Raw genomic sequence first — 21,058 nt, 5'->3', positions numbered from 1 at the left:
CGGACAAAGAAGCCAAAGCAGCACCCCTGCAAAGGGGTGCTGAGGTGCGGTGGAGTCCAGACACAAGCCTCCTCCTTCACATGGAGGTGATTGACAAATTAGTGTGGTGACCTGGTCTCCCGATTATCGGGCCGTGATACTCGTCCTGAGGATCGCTCTTCACGGATATACACGTTGAACTGCTGCCACAGCTCTTGCAACTGAGATAAGTGCATGGTCAGACCGCGTTCAACAGTTGAGAGGGTTTCATCTAGCTGTCCTGGTGAGGTGTTGCCATTCTGAACCCCCTGCCGCGCCTGCTTCACAGTATCTAGCAGCCCGTGCATGCGTCGTCCGGCCAGATTGATTGATTCGCGCATACGGCGGAAGCTGATATCAAGCCGATTCTGCACACGAATGAGGGAAAGCAGCGCACGACCTGACGCCAGAGAACTGCGTTTTGTGGAATTGAACTCCGACAACTTCCCTTCCGCCATTTCGTCCAGTGCGCGCTGCAACAGCTCCGTTTCCTGCTCGTACACCTGTACCTTTTGCATCTCCTGGCGCCAATTGCTCATACGCTCAATCAGCAGATTTAAACTCATAGATACAGGAGCAAGCGGCCCATCGACGTTGGCACGAGCATTAAAATCTCCCTGGGCAAGCCGCGCATGGGTCTGCTGAATGTGCGCAATATTCGCCCGCAACTCCTCAAGCTCTTCAGCGCGTGAAGAGGCATGCAGGAGTTCATGCTGACTGTGTTTATACGCTTGTTGCGACTGATCAAGTGCGACCTTCAGGCGCTCGTTCAGGACCATATTATCAACCAACGTCAGCATCTGGCGCACAACTGGCAACAGGAACAGACCCGCACAGACCAATAACACCTGTGAAATCTGCTTCTCGTCACGCAAGGCAATCCCGACAATGAGCAACACTGAAGTAATCAAGGTAAAGAGCAACGGCGTAATCGCACGAAGTATAGCGTTGACCGTTGAGCGAATGCGGGTCGTGGTTCCCTGACGCTCCGGGCCCTCTTGCATCGATTGGGCAAGCTCATAGGGATAGATCAGGATAGCCCAGATAATCAAGAAACGGGAAAGCGACCAACCGCCATCAACCAGCGCACCGGAGTAATAAGCGCCAGCCGACTGCATATACCCATAGATAGAGTCAGTAATAGCACGTGCTGCCACCCCTGCGGCAAACGCCGTCAAACTATGCGTCAGCACTCTTGAGCCAAAGGGGTTAAAAAAGAGCAGAACGGCAACGACACCAATACAGAGGTCAAAGGTCGGCAGCGTCAATGCCATCGCCTTGACCAGGAATTCACCTTTGAGATTGGCGATAGTGGGTCCGAGGACAAAATACCAGGAAATCGCAAAAACCGAAAGGACCATCGTTCCGGCATCAACCAGCAAACGCGTGCGCCCTGCCACAGAACCACCACGTGGTAGCCATAGCGCGATACCAATCAGGAAGCATGGCTGACTGATGAGGAAAAGAACGTCAGCAATCGACGGATATGGAGGATAGGTCAACGTCGAGTCATACCAGACCCAGAAGGCCTGTCCACAGGCGTCGAAAAGCCCGGAAAGCCCGATAAAGATCACGGCACCCCAGGCCCGAAACGCAGCATTTGTGTTCTCCGGACGTATCCCCAGACGCCGCAGCTCTCGCAGAGCAAATAGAGCAAACGGAATGTTGAGGAACTCGCCGATCCAGATATAAAGGTCGTCCAGCACGATCCAGACACGATTGTTCATCGGCCCGGTTCGCCACACCGTATAGGCCAGCAGGAGAATCACATGCGTCACCACAACGGCAACAATCACCCAGGGGAAGATGGTCACTAGCTTCGGACGCGCTATCGGTTGTGGAGCTTCACTTGCTTCTGTTGAAGATGCCGCCCGCGACCGAGAGCCATTTCCCCTATACATCATGGATGTATTTTTCATACTTTCGCCTCACAGCTTATCAGTTCATAACAAGGGATAAGTCCTATTTTCCCGGTTCCATACTCAAAAATAGACATGCAAACCAGGATTCTGGTTCCGCGCTTGTCTGTTTTTCTCATCAAAAACAAATGTACTTCTCTACATCAATCGTTTTTTCTACAGAAAAATCAGGGCGTGCCTCCACTTTCTATCAGCACAAGATTTTTCTTTTTATAGTGAAATGTGTCATATTAAGAAGGTCCAATATTTTCGCTATCGAATCTTCCATAAAGGCTCATCTCAGGAAAATAGCATATACTCTGCTTGGTTGTCAATAATAATGCATTCTGGTAGTAATATTCTTCCTCTAGCAATATAATCCTACTCTATAATGCACAGCTTGATTAAAAACAGAAAACTTCCTTATAGTCTCTCCATTTCTCCTATAAAAAAGATACCCACCGACACCATTCGGGACAATACCACTTGCATTTTCTTTACCAGTAGTGTAATTTCTTCCATATAAGATGTTCTCACTAAAATCCCTGACGCCCTTATTATTGATTCCGGCTCAGATGGTTGCAACCTGCCTCTTCATGCTTTGCCAGCAGACAGCAAGGCAGTTTTAGCGTCATCCAGGATGGCGCACAACGAGTATTCATATGAGGTAGAGTGTATAGCCAATGGAAAAGGCGCAATCGCTTTCTCCAATTGGCTTTTTCTCATAGCATATGAATACTCATATATTTTTAGTAAAAATAAATCTGGTATTTTCATATCACGACAGGAGAATACATGAGTAAAAGAGCGGCTGTCGACATCGGGGGTACATTTACCGATCTCGTTTCTCTTGATGAGGAAACCGGCGAAATAATCCTCGGCAAAACATCAACCACCCCCGCTCACTTTGAGGAGGGAGTTATTACCGCCATTACAGACGCCCAACTGCAAGGCGTTCACTTTCTGGCGCATGGCACCACCGTAATTATCAACGCTTTGACCGAGCGCAAGGGAGCGGCTACAGCGCTGCTCACAACACGCGGATTTCGCGACATCCTCGAAATCCAGCGCGCAAACCGACCGGACCTGTATAATCTGGTCTATGCCAAGCCCAAGCCCTTCGTTCCGCGGCGCCTGCGCCTGGAAATTACCGAGCGCATCAACTACAAAGGCGAGGTCCTGACTCCCCTTGTGAAAGAAGATGTGCTGGCCGCCGTGGAGGAGGCACGCAAGCAGGGCGCAGAAGCCATTGCCATCTGTTTCCTGCATGCTTACGCCAATCCTGCCCACGAAAAACAGGCCTACGAGTTGATCAAGCAGGTATGGCCCGAAGTTGACGTGAGCGTCTCCCATGAGCTGGCCCAGGAGTGGCGCGAGTTTGATCGTAGTAGCACTACCGTGCTGGACGCATATGTCAAACCAACAGCTCGCCGCTACCTGCACGCGCTCGAAACGAAGCTACAGGAAGTGAACATCCCGCAGCAAGCCTGCTACGTGATGCAGTCCAACGGCGGCGTCACCCGTTTTCGCATGGCCAGTCACACCCCGATCCATCTGGTTGAATCGGGCCCTGTTGGTGGTATCATCGGGGCAGCCGCTATCGGTAAGCTGATTGGCGAACCGAACTTGATTACGCTCGATATCGGTGGCACAACCGCTAAATCCTCACTTATTGAACAGGGGACGGTGAAAGTCACCAGCGATTATTTTATTGAGCGCACCCCGACCAGTGCCGGTTATCCTATCAAGGTGCCAGTTGTCGACATCATTGAGATCGGTGCCGGTGGCGGTAGTATCGCCTGGATTGATCCGGCAGGCGCTCTTAAAGTGGGTCCACGCAGCGCCGGAGCTGATCCCGGTCCCGCAGCCTACGGACGCGGTGGCACGGAGCCAACTGTTACTGATGCCAGCATCCTGACCGGACGCATCAACCCGCACTACTTCCTCGGGGGCAAACTCAAGCTTGACCTCGACAACGCCCGCAAAGCAATGGCTCGCATTGCCGATCCGCTCGGCGTCAGTATTGAAGAGGCCGCTCTTGGCATTATTCGGATAGCAAACGCTAATATGACGCATCTGCTCAAGCTGGTCTCGGTGCGCCAGGGACGTGATCCGCGTGAATTCGCGATGGTCGCCTGTGGTGGTGGTGGCTCGCTGCATGCCGCAACGCTGGCGAAAGAGCTCCATATCCCTCGCGTCATCGTGCCTCCCGCTCCCGGTCACTTCTCCGCGTGGGGTATGCTCATGAGCGACCTGCGCCATGACGTGGTGCAGACACGCCTGCTGCGCACCTCACAGATGGAAATGAGCACCTTGAACGAAATCTTCCAGGAGCTTGAGCAGCGGCTGTACGCCCTCTTTGCCGAGGAAGGACTTCCGGAACAGGAGATTCTCTTTGCCCGCTCGGCAGATATGCGCTATCTCGGTCAGGAGCATACGGTGAATGTTCCTATCCCCAATGGCCTTCTGACTGAAGAGCATCATCATAGCCTGGAGAGCCTGTTCCATGATCTGCATGAGCAGCGCTATACCTTCCGTCAGGCATCACAGATCGAGATTGTACATCTTCGCCTGACCGGCTTTGGGCGGGTCCGCAAACCCGAGCTGCGCAAGATCGAGCGCCAGAGCGACATCAAGCGTGCCTTCAAGGGAGTACGCCTTGTCGACTTCGACGACTCCGGACAGCACGAGACCTCCATCTACGACCGCGCTCTGCTTGGAGCTGGCGCAAAACTGGAAGGCCCCGCTGTGATTGAAGAGACCGCCTCTTCAACGCTGGTCCTGCCCGGTCAGCAAGCAAGCATCGACGAATATGGCAACATCATTATCGAGACTGGAGGCGAGGCATGATCAAGCGCAGCTCTACAAACCCCTTTACACTTGAAATCGTCAAAGATACGCTGGTGGCGATCGGTGACGAGATGTTCGTTGCCCTCCAGCGTACTTCAAAAAGCCCGATTATTTATGAGGTGCTCGATTTCGCCTCGGGCCTGACCGACGCAAAAGGCCAGCTCATCACTCAGGGAAATGGAATCACCGGTTTCCTGGGGACATTGACCTTTGCCGTGCGCTCTGTCCTCGACAAGTTCGGCACTGACGCCATTCATCCGGGTGACATTTTCATCACCAACGACCCGTACAGCGGAGGCGGAACACACCTCTCCGACGTTACGCTGATCGTTCCGATTTTCTATGAAGGAACATTGATCGCCTTCTCTGCCAGTAAGGCCCACTGGACCGAGGTTGGCGGCAAAGACCCCGGCTCCTGGACAACCGACTCAACCGAGGTCTATCAGGAAGGGCTTCAGTTCCCCTGTATCAAGCTCTATGAGCAGGGAAAGCCCCTGCAAAGCCTTATTGACCTGATCGCGGCCAATGTTCGCCTGCCAGATATGACGCTCGGCGATATGTACGCCCAGGCTGCCTCGTTGCGGCTCGGGGAGCGCCGGGTACAGGAGCTTTGCCAGAAATATGGTCAGGATGTGGTTCAGGAAGCCATCGAAGCGCTCCTGGATTATGGCGAACGGATGACCCGTCTGGAACTGGCAAAACTGCCCAAAGGCACCTATGAGGCCGTCGATTACATCGATGATGACGGTATGGGCAGCGGTCCGCTTCCTGTGCACGTCAAGGTCACCATCAGCGATGATGAATTTATTTGCGACTTTACAGGCACGCATCCTCAGGTAGCCGGGCCGATCAACTGCCCGGAGGCCGGGTTACATTCAGCCGTGCGCACGATTTTGAAGGCAATTACGAACCCGAATATCCCGGCCAATGAGGGATGTTTCCGCGTCCTCAAAATCATTTGCCCACCCGGCACCGTGCTGAATGCACAGAGGCCCGCGCCCGTCTCCACCTACTGGGAGGCACAGGACTTCGCCACCGATCTCATCTGGAAAGCGCTCGCTCCGATTGTACCGGACCGCCTATCCGCCGGACACTTTCTCTCGGTCTGTGGTATCGTCGTTGCAGGCACCCACCCCGATACCGGTGAGCTCTACCTGCTGGTGGAGCCGGAAACCGGTGGATGGGGCGCAGGAGCCAACAAAGACGGTGAGTCCGGTCTGTTCTGTGTTGGCGATGGCGAAACCTATGTGATCCCGGTCGAGATCGCCGAAGCACGTTACGGGCTCCTCGTTGACCGCTACGCGCTCGATACCGAGCCAGCAGCGGGAGCGGGTCGCCATCGTGGAGGCCGTGGCTGCATCCGCGAGTATCGTGCCCTGACCGATGATGTCACGGTAACAGCCACTTTTGGCCGTCACAAGTATCTTCCCTGGAGCGTCAACGGCGGACAACCAGGCTCACGCAACGCGATCCATTTTCTCCATGCTGATGGGAGCGAGCAGATTGTTGGCAAATGCGCACGCCATCCCCTCAAGCGCGGCGAAGTGGTTCGCTTCGTGACGGGAACTGGCGGCGGTTGGGGCTCTCCCTACGAACGACCGGTTGAACAGGTTATTGAAGATGTACGAGATGGGTATATCTCCATTGAACAGGCAAAACAGGACTATGGCGTTGAGCTAGATACACAGACGCTCCAGGTGCTTGCCCTGGCTCCTGAGCGGCTACAGGCAACAAAGCAGCATTCCCATTAAGGATGGTCATAGTGCGCTGTGAGTTTTTCATTCCTCATGGCGCACTTGTATCATATATTTTTCATTCATTTTAGAAAAATGAGAGGATAAGTGGTTCATGCAACATGAACTTGTTCAGCGCAAACCCATTATCAGCGCTCGTATCGCCGCCATCGCTGTTCTTTTCGGGGCGATCAGTGGCGCCTTTTCTGCGCTTCAGATCTCCGTTCCCGTACCCTATCTGCCCGGCGTAACAATGGACTTCGGTGGGCTCTGGCTCACGATTGCCACCATGCTGGGCGGACCCATTGCAGGCGCAATCGTTACTCTCGCCGGCTCTATTGCTGACCCCCAGGTCAACATTGCGGGCTGGCCCGGTTATCTTATTCACGTCCTTATCTTCGCTGCATTATATCCGCTTGTCTACCGCGTTCGCATTCCTGTTCTACGTATTGTGCTCTTTATCGTTGTAACCGCCCTTGCACTCTTCGCCCAGGAATGGTACTGGATCTTCCTTTTCAGCCAGGTGTATGGACTGTATCCCTTTGTCGTCATGATCGCGATGCAATTTTCAGTCTCTTACTGGATCTTCCTGGCAGTGTATGCGGTCGTTCCGGCAATCTTACTGGCAGTCGTCCCCAAATTTGTCGCCCCTGAATGGCGCTGGCCCTGGCAGAAAGAAAAGGAGGAAGAGGATCTCGATAGTGAGCTTACCTCTGTCGAACCTCAAACAGCCACTGTGAAGCCAGAGACCTCAAAAGAGGAGAGCGCTCCCGTTGAGCTCGTATCGACCAAAAAGGAGGACAGCGAGCAGGCGACAGCAAGCCCTGCACCGGCTGAAACAGTGGCAGCAACCGAAACTGTTGAGCAGGTAAACCAGGAGCCACCAGCAGTGGAGGTGAAAGAGAACTCAGAGACCGAAACCCCTGCACAAGCGCCTGCTCAGACCGCTACCAAAGAGGTAACGGAACAGCCAGAAGAAAATGGGCTAGAGGAACAGCAGACCGTCGCTGAAGTGAAAACCGAGGAGCAGCAGGCTTCCGTCTCTGATGAGCCTACAGCAACTGCAACTACTGAAGAACAGCAGACCGTCGCTGAAGTGAAAACTGAAGAACAGCAGATTTCCGATGAGCCTACGGTAACTGCAACTACCGAGGAGCAGCAGGCTTCCGATGAGCCTACGGCAACTGCAACTACCGAGGAGCAGCAGGCTTCCGATGAGCCTACGGCAACTGCAACTACCGAGGAACAGCAGGCCCCCGTCTCTGATGAGCCTGCGCAGCCCGAAGCGGAAGTAACCGAGACGGCAACTGCTCCTGTAATCGTCGAAGAGGGAAAGACCGAAGTGGCAAACACTGAAGAGCCACAGCCCTCCGCTGAAGTCACGACAGAGCCTGCTACGGTTGCCAGCGAAGAGCCAGAGGAAAAAGCAGGGCAAGCCGAAGAGCAGCCTGAAGTGGCGGCAGAGGTTCCCGTTACCGAGCCAGCGGCCCCCACTAAGAAGGTCACAGCCAAGCGCAAGCCTGCAACCCGCAAATCCACAACCCGAACAAGCAATAAGGGAGGAACAGGGAACAAATCTGGCAAGCGTTCGCGCTCCAGCAAGAAGAACTTGCCAGAAAATCAATAGCCCGTCTTCACCTTACAATCAAACTTACTAATATACAAATACAAAAATAGATACAGATAGATGCAGAGCGAGGAACGCAGAGCTCCTCGCTCTTGCCATAGCAGAGAAGCTCTTAAAGAACGCCTGCCGTACTGCCGATGGCAACAGCAGCGTGTTCAGGCGTCATAAAAGGAGGCCCCGCGTGGGAGAAGAAACCCCAACATATCCGTTACAATATGAACGCTTCTCATTTGCGTACGGACAGGACGCACAAACGAAAGCCGTTGAAAACATTGATTTAAAGCTGCCTGCTGGCCGCGTTGTCCTGATTACCGGTCCCAGTGGCGCAGGCAAGACAACCCTCTGTCGCGCCGGGAATGGGCTCATTCCTCAGGAGTTTAAGGGGAAGATGCAGGGTCGGGTGATTATCAGCGAGAAATACACGGCGCGTAAGTACGGCGTCAGTGCGCTCTCTAAACTGGTTGGGGTCTTACAACAAGATCCGGATACACAGTTATTTCTTCCTACAATTGAAGATGAGATCGTTTTTGGTCCCTGTAACTATGGCCTACCAGCGGAGGAGATCAGGCAACGCTCCGAGTATTTACTTCAGCTAACACGACTTACTCCGCACAGGAAAAAGAACCCGCACAACCTTTCGGGTGGACAGAAGCAGGTATGTGCTCTTGCCGCTATCCTCGCCTTTCAGCCAGAAACGCTGATTCTCGACGAACCGACCTCCAATATTGACCCACAGGGCAGCGAAATCGTGCTGGAACTGATCGCAAAACAGGCCCGGGAAGAGGGACGCACCACGCTACTTATCGAGCACAAGCTTGAGGAAGCGGTACATATGGTCGATGAGATGATTCTGCTGGATCAGGGAAAAATTCTGTATCGGGGCCCGGTGCGCGAGGTGTTGGAACACGTCGAATATATCGACTCAGTTGGCCTCAATGCCCCACAGGTGACACTGCTTGCGGCGCGATTGCGTTCGGCAGGCTGGAAGGTTGAGCGCCTCCCACTGGATAGCGAAGAGGCTGTTGAGGTACTCGGACCACTCATCGACCGCGAGAAGCTGCAACAACAGCCCGAGCTCCCGCCACGCCACAAGTCACGCCAGACCGAGGAAGTTGTGATTGACATTCGCGGCCTCAAGCACACCTATAAAGATGGCACTATCGCGCTTCACAATATCGATCTACGTATTCAGCGAGGCGAGTTTGTGGCGATTCTGGGTCAGAACGGTTCTGGAAAGACAACGCTCGTCAAGCATCTCAACGGCCTGCTGAAGCCAACTGAGGGCCTCGTTACCATCGTCGGACAGGACACCCGAAAAGCAAGCGTCAATACCCTTGCGAGAACAGTGGGCCTGATTTTCCAGAACCCGGATAACCAGATCTGTAAGATGAAGGTGTATGACGAGATTGCCTTTGGTTTGAAGAATATCGGTGTCCCCAAAGAGCAGATCAGCGGACGTGTCAGACAGGTTGCAGAAGAGTTGGAGATTGTCCATCTCCTTGATAAGAATCCCTTCACGCTGAGTCTGGGGGAGAAACAACGCATTGCTGTGGCGGCAGTATTGGCAATGCAACCGGATATTCTGATCCTGGACGAGCCAACCACCGGCCAGGACTTCAAGCGAGCGAAGGAAATCATGGATATGGCTGTGCGCCTGCACGAAGCGGGCAAGACGATTCTCGTTATCACCCATGACATGAATCTTGCAGCCGAATATTGTGAGCGCGTGGTTGTGCTGGCAGGCGGCAGGGTACTGCTGGATGCGCCGACCCGGGAAGCTTTTCAAAACGACGCAGCGCTACGAGAGTCATCATTGCGACCTCCTCAGGTCACCTTACTGGGTAGAGCGCTTGGCTATCCCGGCACCTGGCTGACAGTTAATGAAGCCTTTACGACGCTACAAGGCATGCAGAGAGGAGGAGAGCAGAGTGCTTGATCTGGCATATCAGAATAAAGAAACCATCGTCCATCACCTTGACCCACGAGTCAGAATGCTAGCCTGGTTCATCATCAGCATCGTGTTGATTACCTGGAATGACCCGCTCTTCCTCTTGCTCCTGCTCATCATCACACTGGGCTACGGGCGGGTAGCGGCTATTCCGGTCAGGCAAAGCCTGCGCCTCCTGCTCCCAACGCTGCCATTTGTGCTGCTGATCCTGATCACAAATGTGCTACTCTGGCGTCCTGCCTCACCGGAAAAGGCTCACCTCCTCTTCTATATCATACCGCAGGGCGGACCACTGCCAGCCATCCCGTTCTACTGGGAGACCGTCGTCTTTTCTATCGGGGTCATTCTGCGTATCATGGTCTTGATGATCAATGTTTTCATTTTGATGAAAACGGTTTCCCCGTCAGAAATCGCCCTGGTCATTACGCGCCTGGGCATTCCTCCCGAGATCGGAATGACGCTTTCTATGACCATCTCTTACATTCCTGCGATGATCGATCAGGTCACCGCGGTGATAGAGGCACAGCAATCGCGTGCCTGGCGCATTCAGACCGCAAACCCGATTTCACGCATGATGGCCTACATGCCCATTATCATGCCGATCTTCTTTCGCTCGCTCCATTCAACCGAAGCAATGGCGGCAGCGATGCTCTCGCGCGGCTTCGGCTATAACACCAGAGGCCGCACGGAACTCAACCCTATCAGGTTCTCGCGCCTTGACTGGCTCGTTACCCTGGTTCTTGTGCTCTTTCTTGCCACAAGTATTGTCCTGGGTATTCTGGGGATCACCCAGTTTACTACCACATTACGACTACTCGGCATCGCGTAGCCGAACAGAAGCAGCGGAGAAAGAGACATTTTCCGCTGCTTTCTTCAGCTCTCTGAAGCCTCGATATTCAAGCAACGTCACGGAGCAGGTTGCTGCCCCCACGCTTGAGCCTCCTGAAGATAAGAGCCTCGTACTGCTCGACGCTCTCGCTTACATCGCCAGGCATAAGCTTCGTCACGATACCGCTTGCCAGGAACGCCATTGTACCCGTCAGGCGATTGCCCACAGCAACCCGTCAGGACGCGTTACGCAGGCTGAGACCGTGATCTATCCATGACGTAGATCGATCCCCTCATCTATTCTGCCGCTTTCGCAGGCCACTGCTTGCAGCAAGCATAGAAGCAATCCCAGCATCGCAACAGGACAAATCTTACTCCAGGGAATACAGGCCTGCTTTCCCAACTATGCTAGAGGAGGGGCCTAATATGCAAATAGAGAGTGGCAGGTTGGGAGGGTGAGCTGAAAAAGAAGGTATCTGTCCTTTCTGATGGATACTTTCCTGATAAAAAGATGTCACAAAAAAGCTCAAGCAACGACTATGTAGATTGAGATAGCGAGCCGAGGTGTGACAGGAAAAGGGATGGGGTCGAGAAATGAGGTTTCCTGTCTCGGGCTTCAAGAGAAAACAAAGAATTGCCTGTCTACGAACTGATTCTATGACGGGAGAGAGACCTTTTGTCATGATGTATAGATGTTTATAAAAATGTGAGAGAAAGGTTTTATGGATTTACGTATGCAACATCCACGGCGAAATAGTATTGCGCCTGCGCTCCTTTTGCTCCTCTTCTGTCTGCTGGCAATAGGAACGGTTTTTTTACAGGCCGATGTCTATGGGCTGACTATTGATGAGCCGCTGCAAGATGCCTATGGGCGCTCGCTGCTAAAGTGGTATACCACGTTCGGCCATGATCAGAGTTTTATCACCGGCTATGACCAGGCCCTGCATATGCCTGAGCATGGGGCATCGTTCGAGGTACTGGTGGCACTCGTACAGCACTTTACCCATGAGCAGTGGCACACGCGAGCAGTGGTGAACGGGCTGGCAGGAGTTGCCGGGATCATCGGTATGGCGCTCTGTGGGCTTGAAATCGGAGGCTGGTGGATTGCCTTGCTGGCCGCAATCAGCTTATGGCTGTATCCGCGCTTCTTTGGCGCTATCTTCAATAACTCGAAGGATCTGCCCTTCGCGTCGGTCACCTGTTTTGTGCTCTGGGCTGTATTATTGCTGGTTCGCTCCTGGGAGAGCAGAAAGCGGCTGTCCCTCTGTCTGCTTGTCGGGTTTCTGATCGGGCTGGCAGCATCGATTCGGATCAATGCTGTTGTCTGGTACCCAATTCTTGCCGTGTTGCTGGCAGGCTGGTGGCTTCTGCATGGAAAGAAGCTGCTCAAGGAGAGGCGTGTGCTCCCCGTGCTTGGTAGCCACATCATTGCGGCCGTACTGCTCGGCGGCACGTCTTTTCTCGCGATGATACTGCTCTGGCCCTATATTGCGCTCGATCCTGTGCATAATCTTGTGCGAGCTTTTCAGGTCATGAGCCAGTATCCCTGGAATGGGACCGTTCCTTTTGCCGGGCAAATCTATCCTGCATCGCAGCTTCCACGAACCTTTGTCCCGACCTGGCTGGCAATTTCCTCGCCGCCAGCCATGCTTTTCTTTGCGGCAGTTGGTTGTTTCTTTCCCTGTCTCTGGCTGCTGCGTCGGCGGAAGCTGGAAGGACGCACGGCTGCTCTTCTGCTTGCATTTGGAGCACCGCTGGCAGCGCTGGTGTTGATGCGTCCAACCCTCTACGACTCGATCCGCCAGTTTCTCTTTCTGGTGCCGCCGTTATTGCTGCTCGCAATGCTTGGTATCAAATGTCTCTATGATGTGTTGATAGCGCGCGCCTATAAGCTTGCAGCCGGGGTTTTAATCCTGCTGGTGTTGCTCTCGCACGCCCTGGTGGGAAAAGAGATGCTTGAGCTGCATCCTTATGAATATATCTACTTCAATCAATTGGTAGGCGGGGTAGCTGGAGCGAATGGAAAGTATGAAATGGATTACTGGGCAACCTGTACAAAACCCGCTATAAAGTGGCTCGGAGAGCATTATGCTGAGTATATGCCAGACCGTGAGGTGATCTTTATTGCAAGCCCGCAATGGGGACAGATAAGACCCTTTGTGCCAGGCAATTTCCGCTATCGACAGAAAACGCCGGATTTCTACCTTGCGTCCACACGTTTCAACTGGGGCAGGCAGTACCCTGACTATTCGGTCATCCATACCATCACAATCCAGGGATATGACGCCTGTGTGATCAAAGTGAGACCCACAAAATGAAGATAGGACTATATGAATACATGACGATAAAACGAAAAGCAATATATCACTGGATCTTCTCTGAAACTGCTCGCCCGCTCCGTTTTATCGGGATTGGTGGAGGATGCGGGCTCTTACAGATGGCGTTACTTGGCCTCTTTACCTACTGGGGGATACATGCCTTGCTTGCGACCTGTATTGCTTTTTTCCTCTCTGCCCAGGTGAATTTTCTCTGTAGCTCGGTGTTTACCTGGCATGATCGTACCGAGGCCAACGCATCCCCACTTCTCTGGTTTCAGCGCTGGCTAACTTTTCATGGTACGATCGCCTGTAGCGGTGTGCTCAACGCATCGCTCTTCTGGCTTGCACACCGCTTCGTTCCATTGATGGTCGCCTCAGCGTTTGGTATTGCGGGTGCCGCGCTGCTCAACTTCTGTATCTTCCACTACCTTGTTTTTCGCAAGCAGCCCCTTAAGCCCACATTTGCAACCAGAGCAACACTCAGAAAGGAGCAAGCACGATGGCAATAAATGAGCAAACAAGAACAGCCGTCCAGTATCAGCAGCAGGTAACACCAGTGCACCCGACGTTCTCTGTTGTCGCTCCTGTCTTTAACGAAGAAGAGACTCTTCCGGTTTTCTATACACAGATTACTCGAGTTATGGAGGAGGTAGGCGAGCCATTCGAGCTGGTTTTTGTCAACGATGGTAGCCGTGACCGCTCCTATCAGGTACTGCGAGAGCTGCATCAGCAGGATAAGCGAGTACATGTCCTGGATTTCTCGCGCAACTTCGGACATCAGATGGCGATCTCGGCAGGGCTTGAATATGCTCACGGCGAGGCAGTGATCATTATCGACTCAGATTTGCAGGACCCGCCGCAGGTGATTCCCCGTTTGATCGAGCGATGGCGCAACGGGGCCGAAGTGGTATACGCGCAGCGGACGACACGTAAGGGGGAAACGCCTGTAAAGCTGCTCACGGCCTCGCTGTTTTACCGGGTGCTTGCCCTGCTCACGGATGTCTCGATCCCACGTGATACCGGCGATTTTCGCTTGCTGGATCGACGCGTTGTGCGACAACTGGTCTCGATGCGGGAACATCATCGCTTTATGCGGGGCCTCTCGGCCTGGGTTGGTTTCCGTCAGGAAGCAGTTCTCTATGAGCGAAAAGAGCGTTTCGCAGGGAGCAGCCACTATTCAATGCGCAAGATGCTACGACTTTCATTTGATGCTATCACCAGTTTTAGCTATGTTCCGCTGCGGTTGGCCAGCGTCATCGGTGGCATTGTATTGCTGCTTGGCCTGCTTGGTCTGATGGGTATCGCGCTGTTCTACCTCTTTACTCATTCCTTCGGGCTGCTTGAAATGGCCCTGGCGGCGACAACCTTTCTGGCAGGCTTGCAAATGCTCTTCCTGGGCTTGATCGGGGAATACCTGGGACGAATGTACGACGAGCTCAGGGGCCGCCCTCTCTACATTGTGCGCGAAACATTGTTCCCTGATGTTGATTAACCGGTAGAGGGGAAAGACATTTCCCCTCACTGGCTCCCCCCATCTCTCAGCTCCTGTCATCTGCCTCGCACCTCTTTTCTTGGAAGCGATCGGTACCAATCGCCGGCAGGAGGGAAGCTTACTGAGCATGGTGAGCGGCCTATCAAGCTGAAGAACGCAAGGTTGAATGCTTCAAAGCAGACGAGTAGTCATCCATACTACCTGGCGCACGATCTCCCTTCTGTACCACTTGCTTCCAACAATCGCAGAGTCTCAAAGAGCAATAGCTTTTCTCCAGACGAGATAAACCGTCACTTCTTCCAGCCTTAACCTTTCAAGGTGGGCACGCGTGATACCAGACAGCAAGAAAAAAGAGCCGGGAAACCTTCTAGAAGATAGAGAGGCTTTCCGGCTCTTCAGTCTGCTTCAGTTATCTGGGAGGGTCCAGGCGTGAGAGTTGTTGCCAGGTTTCCCCGCCATCCATTGTCTGATAGACGATAATCGTCTGCTGCTTATCTCTGAGCAGGAGAAGACCGCTTCCGGAAGCAAAGAGCTGGCAATCAAACAGGGTACTCTTCTCTGCATCGGCTGGTAGCGAGAGCGGATGAGAGTCCCATGCACCATAGTGCTGCGTGGACAGCAGTAACTGTTCCTGTCCGTTATCGAGATCCTGTCGGGTCGCCGCCTGGGTCGGACTGAAGAGGTCAGTGAAAACAGGCCTGCCTTTTGCATCGCGCGGGTATGTGCCAAGCAGAGCGGGGCTACCCCAGGATGCTCCACCGTCATGAGTGGTATAGACAAAGAGCACAAAAGTAGATGTATTCTCTACATTGAAGCTCATAAGAAGATAGCCATCCTGCTCAGTGAAGAAAGAAGGGCTTGTCTTCAACTCAGGAAGCACGTCGGGCGATGGAAGTTCCAACGGTAATGACTTCCAGGTTTTACCACCATCAGTGGTCGTAAACAGGAGCTGTGATTTTGCCTTGTCCTCAAGGGTATGGAAGACGAGGAAACCCCGCTCTTTATTCAAGAATTGGATCTGTGGTTCTGTTCTTCCATAAATGGTGGGAAGCCCTTGCGTCTCTTGCTTCTTCCAGGTTTTGCCACCATCACTGGTAGTGAAAAGGTACAGGGTACCTAACGCTGTGCCCTCCGCGTCCTGGTTCCAACCCTGGGATACGTATTCCGGTGCCGCGATTATCCAGCCATAATTTTGATCAACAAAGGTCACTTTCGCTGTTGAAAAAGGAGAGGGAAGTTTCTCCCAGTTGGTGCCGCCATTGATAGTGCGATAGGTTGTCCAGGATACTTTGTCACCTGTAATATTTTTTGTCGTTATCCAGGCCACCATCTCATCAAGAATATACAGAGAGATCTCGTTGGCTTGCTTCTCTGCAAACTGCATCGGTTTCCAGGTCTTGCCACCATCTTCCGTACGATAAGCGATAGAGGAAGACAGGGAAGAAGTAGAAGTCCCATACTGGAAGACCTGCCAGCCTATCTGTCTATTCACCATGTACAAGTGATGGCGAACTCCATCAAGCGTCATCCCGGTTTTTCGGAAGCTCTGTGTGCCCACCTGGGCAGTTTGCGGCTGTCTCATGCTGATCAAGAAAGCGAAGGTGCCAGCCAGAATGCCAATAAGCAGAACAGCAGCAATCATATTGAGGACCAAAGTAGATCGGTTGAACCGTCGCTTTTTTCCTGCGCTCTGTTCTCGTGTAGGTGATATAAATTGCCTGAGGGCATTCGCTTCAACATCTTGCAAGGGGCCTTCAAGATGGCGTTCGCTTCTCTGTTGAACGAAGGGAGCATTCAACAGACGAGCATGTACGCGATCGATTGATTGCCTCTCTGAATCAGAGTATCTGTAGTGTTGTTGGAGCTGTTCTATCAGTTCCGAATATTGCTTCTCCTCCGGAACGAGATCATGCTGTTTCCTGGAACAATTACGCTGATGCGGTTCCATACTTCCTACTCTCCTTTCTGCCTGGCTTGATGAATGCGGCGTAACTGTTGAATGGTGCGAGAGAGTTGCTTGCGTACGCTCTGATCACTCCGATTGAGAAATACTGCTATCTCAGCTGTTGCCAGATTGCAGCCATACCGGAGAAATAAAAGCTGTTGCTGCTTTATCGAAAGTCGTTGAATCGAGTCGTAAAGCTCGTTATACACTTCCTGATGGAGAAAAATGCTCTCAGGATCTCGTTCATCATGTATTTCATTCGTAAATGTAGCAAGCGTGATGGTACGGTATCGCTGCTTAAGTCGGTAGCTATCGACTACTTTGTAATAGGCGACTCGTTTAAGCCAATAAAGCGCTCGTGGCCCATCCCATTGCATGATTTCCGGATGCTGTAATGCGCTCATAAACACCTCTGCCAATATATCTTCAGCTTCTTCGCGTGACGGAACATGCGAACGTAATAAAGCGAAAATGACCGGGGCATATTGTTCAAAAAGGGAGGACAGGGCATCCTCCGGCTGATATACATTGACTCCTTTATTTTGCATGCATTGCCCTTTCGTAGAATTGCGAGAGCAAGGGTGTTCCATATTGTATCATTGTGCATGCTGGCTGTTCTTTCTTTCTCAGGAAAAACAGAAGGATCAGAACAGAGTGCATTGATACTTCTCTCTACCATTAACAGAGTCGAAGAAATAGCGAAAATGTGACCCATCCCACCATGAAATAGAGGCCAATAACGAGAACAGACAGCAACGAATCGTCACAGAGGTGGGCATGGTTACCGATGTCGTCGGTCTGACCATTACAAAGTTTATCCCGTATCAGGTCATTCGACAGCTTCAGATGGTGAGCAACTTCTTGCTGCAAGCTGTCAGAATGCAGAGACATTCCGCGTTGCACCCCTGAAGCAGGCCAGCGCTTATATCAGACATGCTTGTACCAGCATACTCGAAGGTGGTCCGCGCTTTTTTCACAGAATCCAGGCGCAAACCTCATCGCATCCGCATTTCAAGCAAACAGCCATTAAAAAAGGGTATAATACTAGAAAGGGGAAGTCACCGCGCTTGCAGGGAAGGAACCCGCTCTGCACGAAGGCATGGACGCTTGAAGCAAAGAGACAGCCTCAAGAAACCGCAGCGCTCGCCCCTCCTCGCTGGCAGTGTCGCCCCTCTTCGTCGTTTTGTTCACCCGAAGGAGGTTTTCAAATGAAACGGAAAACAGTCATCAAGCTTCTGCTCTCCGGCTTCGCCAGCCTGACCCTCTCCGGCCTGCTCAAGGATGAGATCAAGACCGTCAGCGCCTCCACCCACAGTGTTACCCTGGACCGAGCTTTAGCCGCCTATAACGCGATGCAGAAGTATTTCTACAAGCAAGATGGCTCATCCCTCTATCTGGAACAGTATCCACCTGCTGCAAACGATCGCCCATACAGCTATGAATGGCCATTCTCTCAGGCCCATGTCGCCACTATTGATCTGCTGAACATACCAGGCGAGACAGGCCGGAACTTTCGAGAGGCCGTCCAGGATCGTTCACGCGGGCAGGAACACTACTGGAATCCCACAGGAGCCACCAATGTCGCTGGCTATGATTCGTATCCACGCTCTCCCTATGGCGACGGTGGCGACAAGTTCTATGATGATAACGAATGGGTGGGTCTGGCCAAAATTCAGCTCTATCTGATGACAAAAGATCAGGCTGCCCTGAAACGTGCAAAAGAGATCTTTACGCTGGTGGTTTCCGGTTGGGATACTGATCCCTCCCATCCTGCCCCCGGTGGCGTCTTCTGGACACAGGCAAGCTGGAGCCAGGATCGCAATACCGTTTCCAATATGCCCGGAGCGGAAATGGGCCTGCGTCTGTACCAGATTACCGGTGAGCGCTTTTACTTTGATTGGGCCAAAAAGATGTATGACTGGACAAACGAGCACCTGCTTGCACCAAACGGGTTGTACTGGGACAATGTCCACATGGACGGCACGATTGACAAAACACAGTGGAGCTACAATCAGGGTGTTCCCATTGGGGTTAACGTCCTGTTCTACCAGATCACAGGAGACAGTGTCTATCTGCAAAGGGCGAAGGACATCGCAAACGCCGCCCTCGACTTTTATGGCAGCGAAAACCGCCTCTACAAACAACCGGCCTGCTTCAATGCCATCTTTTTCAAGAACCTGCTCTTGCTCTATACGAAAACGCATGAGCAGCGCTACCTGCGTGCGATGCAGGCCTATGCAGACACCGTCTGGAATCAGTATCGCGACCCAAACACAAACCTGTTCCACATAGAAAACCAGCAGGCAACGTCGCTCTTAGAGCAGGCCGCCATGACCCAGATCTACGCAGTTCTGGCCTGGGATCCCGCTCAATACCACCTGCTCTACTGAGCCAGACACGAAAGCCTCATAGCACTCTATGGGGCTTTCCCTCTCTACCAGATCATCCGTGCTTCCATTCGCTTATCTACCCGCTGGCAAGATCCCGAGTCCTTTCAACAGGCATTCGAGCGCCTGCATCGTGATCTCAAGAGGGCTGACGAGCAAACACGCTGATCCGGCTTTGCTCCTTGCTTGAGCGCTTCTCAGTCCTGATGGCTTCGCTGCTCATTCAATCAAGGCACAAAAAAAGAAGGGCCGAGATGCACCCTGCCAGCATCACCACCCATCCCCTGCATCTCAGCCCTCCCAATCACACTAGAACATTTCCCCTCTCAACGTTTCCCCGCGAAACCTGCGCACAAGCGACCAGGAAAATGGGAGTAGCAGACTGGCCACGACCATCTTCAGGACATCACCGATAAGGAACGGAAGCGCTCCGGTAATGATCGCCTGCAAGACGTTGCCATGCAACCAGACACTCAGCCATGCCACACCAACCACATAAATGACCACCATGCCCGGAAGCATCGCCAGAAACGAGGTCCTGTACTGACGATCTAACCGCCGCTCACAACACCACCCGATCACAAACGCTGCCAACGGATAGGACAGCAGATATCCCGCTGTCGGTTGCGTCAGCAGATACAGAACACTCCCCCCATTCGAGAAGACCGGAAGACCAGCCACACCCTCTGCCAGAAAGAGCAACACCGCTGTTGCTCCACGCCATTTCCCCAGAGCTGCACCCAGGAGGACCACTGCAAACGGTTGCATACTGAACGGTACATATGGTGAAAAGAGATAGAATTTGATCTGCGAACAAAGCACTAACAGGATGCTTCCCAACACCACCAGCGCTATATCACGCGTATACATCATCGCACGCGAACGCCTCACCGGAAGCACATAATCTATAATCGTTGTAGACGCTTGCATCATGCTGCTTTTCTCCTTGAAATACATCAAACTGCTGTTACACAGGCCTGTTCGGCATGTTCCTCAATCTCAAACCCCATATCCTCAATCATTTGCCAGGTTTCGCGATAGTTTTGCCCCGGCTCAGTCAGATAGCCAGAGACAAAGACCGAATTCGCCGCATAGAGCGCCAGCGGTTGCAGCGTGCGCAGATAGCTTTCACGTGCCGCCGAGAGTCGCACTTCCTGCTGTGGATTATACAGACGTATCAGGCAGAGAATCCGCAGACAATCGTATGGCGTGAGCGTGCGCTTTCTATGCTCAAACGGTGTTCCCTTGATCGCGAACAGGAAATTGACCGGGATCGATTGCGGCTGAAGCTCTCGCAGCGCCTCCGCGATATCAAGGATGTCTTCCTCACTTTCTCCCTGCCCGAAAATAGCCCCCGAACAGAGCTGTAATCCGGCATTACGAGCAGCGTGCAACGTATTCAAGCGATCCTGATAGGTATGCGTCGTGCAGATGGACGGGTAATAGTTCTCGTTGGTATTCAGGTTATGGTTATACTGCTCAACGCCCGCCTCGGACAGGATACGCGCCTTCTCCTCATCAATCAGCCCCATGCTGCAACAACAGGCAATCCCGACTTCCTGACGAATCTTGCGCACCACCTCGGCCACGAAATTAATCTCACGGCGCGTCGCCCCACGCGTACTGATGACAATGCAGTAACGGCGGCATCTGGCCTTCTTCGCCTCGTGAGCCTTCTCAAGGATGCGTTGCATCGTCACCATCGGGTAGCGCTCGATCTCCGCTGTCGAGACTCGTGACTGCGAGCAATAATGGCAATCTTCCGGGCACAGGCCACTTTTCGCGTTGATCAGCATATGCAGGTGCACCCTCCGACCGCAAAAGTGCGACCGCACCCGATACGTTGCGCTCAAAAGCCGCAAGATCTGAGTATCAGGACAGTGCAATACATCACGCCCCTCTTCACGCGTCAACTGTCCACCTTGCAGCACCTTCTGCGCCAGAATATCGAAATCTCTCATCATACCTTCCTTCAACCGGACATGCATATGTATGTTCTATTATGATGGTCGGC

At 52.8% G+C, this 21,058-nt stretch carries 16 protein-coding genes; 10 read left to right on the top strand and 6 right to left on the bottom strand.

Annotated features, from left to right (window positions below; all coding sequences use genetic code 11):
• Window positions 1-98: 98 nt before the first annotated feature.
• The gene (locus tag KTH_RS13385) at window positions 99-1,937 is read right to left on the bottom strand and encodes a hypothetical protein (protein ID WP_497619282.1); all 1,839 of its coding nucleotides are present in this window, start codon (window positions 1,935-1,937) and stop codon (window positions 99-101) included.
• A 774-nt stretch (window positions 1,938-2,711) separates the two neighbouring features.
• Between KTH_RS13385 and KTH_RS13380 the strand changes: the two genes are divergently transcribed.
• The 5 genes from KTH_RS13380 to KTH_RS13360 all read left to right on the top strand — a co-directional run bounded on the left by KTH_RS13380 (window position 2,712) and on the right by KTH_RS13360 (window position 10,903).
• Window positions 2,712-4,766 carry a hydantoinase/oxoprolinase family protein gene (locus KTH_RS13380; RefSeq protein WP_497619280.1) on the top strand — a complete coding sequence of 685 codons (2,055 nt, stop codon included), beginning with the start codon at window positions 2,712-2,714 and terminating at the stop codon, window positions 4,764-4,766.
• Window positions 4,763-6,517, top strand: coding sequence for a hydantoinase B/oxoprolinase family protein (locus KTH_RS13375; RefSeq protein WP_497619278.1), 1,755 nt, complete (start codon window positions 4,763-4,765; stop codon window positions 6,515-6,517). Before KTH_RS13380 ends, KTH_RS13375 begins: the two co-directional genes overlap by 4 nt.
• 97 nt (window positions 6,518-6,614) lie before the next feature.
• Complete coding sequence (locus KTH_RS13370) at window positions 6,615-8,126, top strand: ECF transporter S component (protein WP_497619276.1); 1,512 nt, start codon at window positions 6,615-6,617, stop codon at window positions 8,124-8,126.
• 181 nt (window positions 8,127-8,307) lie between these two features.
• The gene (locus KTH_RS13365) at window positions 8,308-10,062 is read left to right on the top strand and encodes an ABC transporter ATP-binding protein (RefSeq protein ID WP_497619275.1); all 1,755 of its coding nucleotides are present in this window, start codon (window positions 8,308-8,310) and stop codon (window positions 10,060-10,062) included.
• Window positions 10,055-10,903 (top strand): energy-coupling factor transporter transmembrane component T family protein, encoded by an 849-nt coding sequence (locus tag KTH_RS13360; protein WP_497619273.1) that lies wholly within the window; start codon window positions 10,055-10,057, stop codon window positions 10,901-10,903. The genes KTH_RS13365 and KTH_RS13360 overlap by 8 nt, the downstream gene beginning before the upstream one ends.
• Before the next feature lie 67 nt (window positions 10,904-10,970).
• On the opposite strand, the gene KTH_RS13355 is transcribed toward KTH_RS13360, so the two are convergent.
• A complete protein-coding gene (locus tag KTH_RS13355) occupies window positions 10,971-11,129 on the bottom strand; it encodes a hypothetical protein (protein WP_497619271.1) in 159 nt (52 codons plus the stop codon).
• Window positions 11,130-11,624: 495 nt separating this feature from the next.
• On the opposite strand from KTH_RS13355, the gene KTH_RS13350 reads away from it, so the two are divergent.
• The 3 genes from KTH_RS13350 to KTH_RS13340 are packed head-to-tail and all read left to right on the top strand — an operon-like array spanning window position 11,625 to window position 14,712.
• Entirely contained in the window at window positions 11,625-13,220 is a 1,596-nt protein-coding gene (locus tag KTH_RS13350; protein ID WP_497619269.1) for an ArnT family glycosyltransferase, read from the top strand.
• Between the two features lie 20 nt (window positions 13,221-13,240).
• Complete coding sequence (locus tag KTH_RS13345; protein WP_497619267.1) at window positions 13,241-13,729, top strand: GtrA family protein; 489 nt, start codon at window positions 13,241-13,243, stop codon at window positions 13,727-13,729.
• Entirely contained in the window at window positions 13,720-14,712 is a 993-nt protein-coding gene (locus KTH_RS13340; RefSeq protein WP_497619265.1) for a glycosyltransferase family 2 protein, read from the top strand. Before KTH_RS13345 ends, KTH_RS13340 begins: the two co-directional genes overlap by 10 nt.
• A gap of 409 nt (window positions 14,713-15,121) precedes the next feature.
• Here KTH_RS13340 and KTH_RS13335 read toward each other — a convergent pair whose 3' ends face one another.
• Together KTH_RS13335 and KTH_RS13330 are read right to left on the bottom strand one after the other, a co-directional pair.
• Window positions 15,122-16,660, bottom strand: a complete 1,539-nt coding sequence (locus KTH_RS13335) for an exo-alpha-sialidase (RefSeq protein WP_497619263.1) — start codon at window positions 16,658-16,660, stop codon at window positions 15,122-15,124.
• A gap of 5 nt (window positions 16,661-16,665) precedes the next feature.
• Entirely contained in the window at window positions 16,666-17,205 is a 540-nt protein-coding gene (locus KTH_RS13330; RefSeq protein WP_497619261.1) for an RNA polymerase sigma factor, read from the bottom strand.
• Between the two features lie 229 nt (window positions 17,206-17,434).
• Here KTH_RS13330 and KTH_RS13325 point away from each other — a divergent pair, with 229 nt between their 5' ends.
• Window positions 17,435-17,566 (top strand): hypothetical protein, encoded by a 132-nt coding sequence (locus tag KTH_RS13325; RefSeq protein WP_497619259.1) that lies wholly within the window; start codon window positions 17,435-17,437, stop codon window positions 17,564-17,566.
• A gap of 299 nt (window positions 17,567-17,865) precedes the next feature.
• Window positions 17,866-19,047, top strand: coding sequence for a glycoside hydrolase family 76 protein (locus KTH_RS13320; RefSeq protein ID WP_497619257.1), 1,182 nt, complete (start codon window positions 17,866-17,868; stop codon window positions 19,045-19,047).
• Window positions 19,048-19,353: 306 nt separating this feature from the next.
• Here the strand turns inward: KTH_RS13320 and KTH_RS13315 are convergent, their stop codons facing one another.
• Window positions 19,354-19,977, bottom strand: coding sequence for a biotin transporter BioY (locus KTH_RS13315; RefSeq protein WP_497619255.1), 624 nt, complete (start codon window positions 19,975-19,977; stop codon window positions 19,354-19,356).
• A gap of 23 nt (window positions 19,978-20,000) precedes the next feature.
• Entirely contained in the window at window positions 20,001-21,008 is a 1,008-nt protein-coding gene (bioB, locus tag KTH_RS13310) for a biotin synthase BioB (protein WP_497619253.1), read from the bottom strand.
• Window positions 21,009-21,058 lie beyond the last annotated feature (50 nt).

It is taken from the genome of Thermosporothrix sp. COM3, assembly GCF_059696735.1.
The sequence above is the reverse complement of the archived record's forward strand: the minus strand, read 5'-3'. Positions and strand labels throughout refer to the sequence as shown.

Coding starts and splice junctions, on each gene's coding strand:
- KTH_RS13385 (WP_497619282.1), bottom strand. CDS start 1,937: ATGAAAAATACATCCATGATGTATAGGGGAAATGGCTCTCGGTCGCGG.
- KTH_RS13380 (WP_497619280.1), top strand. CDS start 2,712: ATGAGTAAAAGAGCGGCTGTCGACATCGGGGGTACATTTACCGATCTC.
- KTH_RS13375 (WP_497619278.1), top strand. CDS start 4,763: ATGATCAAGCGCAGCTCTACAAACCCCTTTACACTTGAAATCGTCAAA.
- KTH_RS13370 (WP_497619276.1), top strand. CDS start 6,615: ATGCAACATGAACTTGTTCAGCGCAAACCCATTATCAGCGCTCGTATC.
- KTH_RS13350 (WP_497619269.1), top strand. CDS start 11,625: ATGGATTTACGTATGCAACATCCACGGCGAAATAGTATTGCGCCTGCG.
- KTH_RS13345 (WP_497619267.1), top strand. CDS start 13,241: ATGACGATAAAACGAAAAGCAATATATCACTGGATCTTCTCTGAAACT.
- KTH_RS13340 (WP_497619265.1), top strand. CDS start 13,720: ATGGCAATAAATGAGCAAACAAGAACAGCCGTCCAGTATCAGCAGCAG.
- KTH_RS13335 (WP_497619263.1), bottom strand. CDS start 16,660: ATGGAACCGCATCAGCGTAATTGTTCCAGGAAACAGCATGATCTCGTT.
- KTH_RS13330 (WP_497619261.1), bottom strand. CDS start 17,205: ATGCAAAATAAAGGAGTCAATGTATATCAGCCGGAGGATGCCCTGTCC.
- KTH_RS13325 (WP_497619259.1), top strand. CDS start 17,435: ATGGTTACCGATGTCGTCGGTCTGACCATTACAAAGTTTATCCCGTAT.
- KTH_RS13320 (WP_497619257.1), top strand. CDS start 17,866: ATGAAACGGAAAACAGTCATCAAGCTTCTGCTCTCCGGCTTCGCCAGC.
- KTH_RS13315 (WP_497619255.1), bottom strand. CDS start 19,977: ATGATGCAAGCGTCTACAACGATTATAGATTATGTGCTTCCGGTGAGG.
- bioB (WP_497619253.1), bottom strand. CDS start 21,008: ATGATGAGAGATTTCGATATTCTGGCGCAGAAGGTGCTGCAAGGTGGA.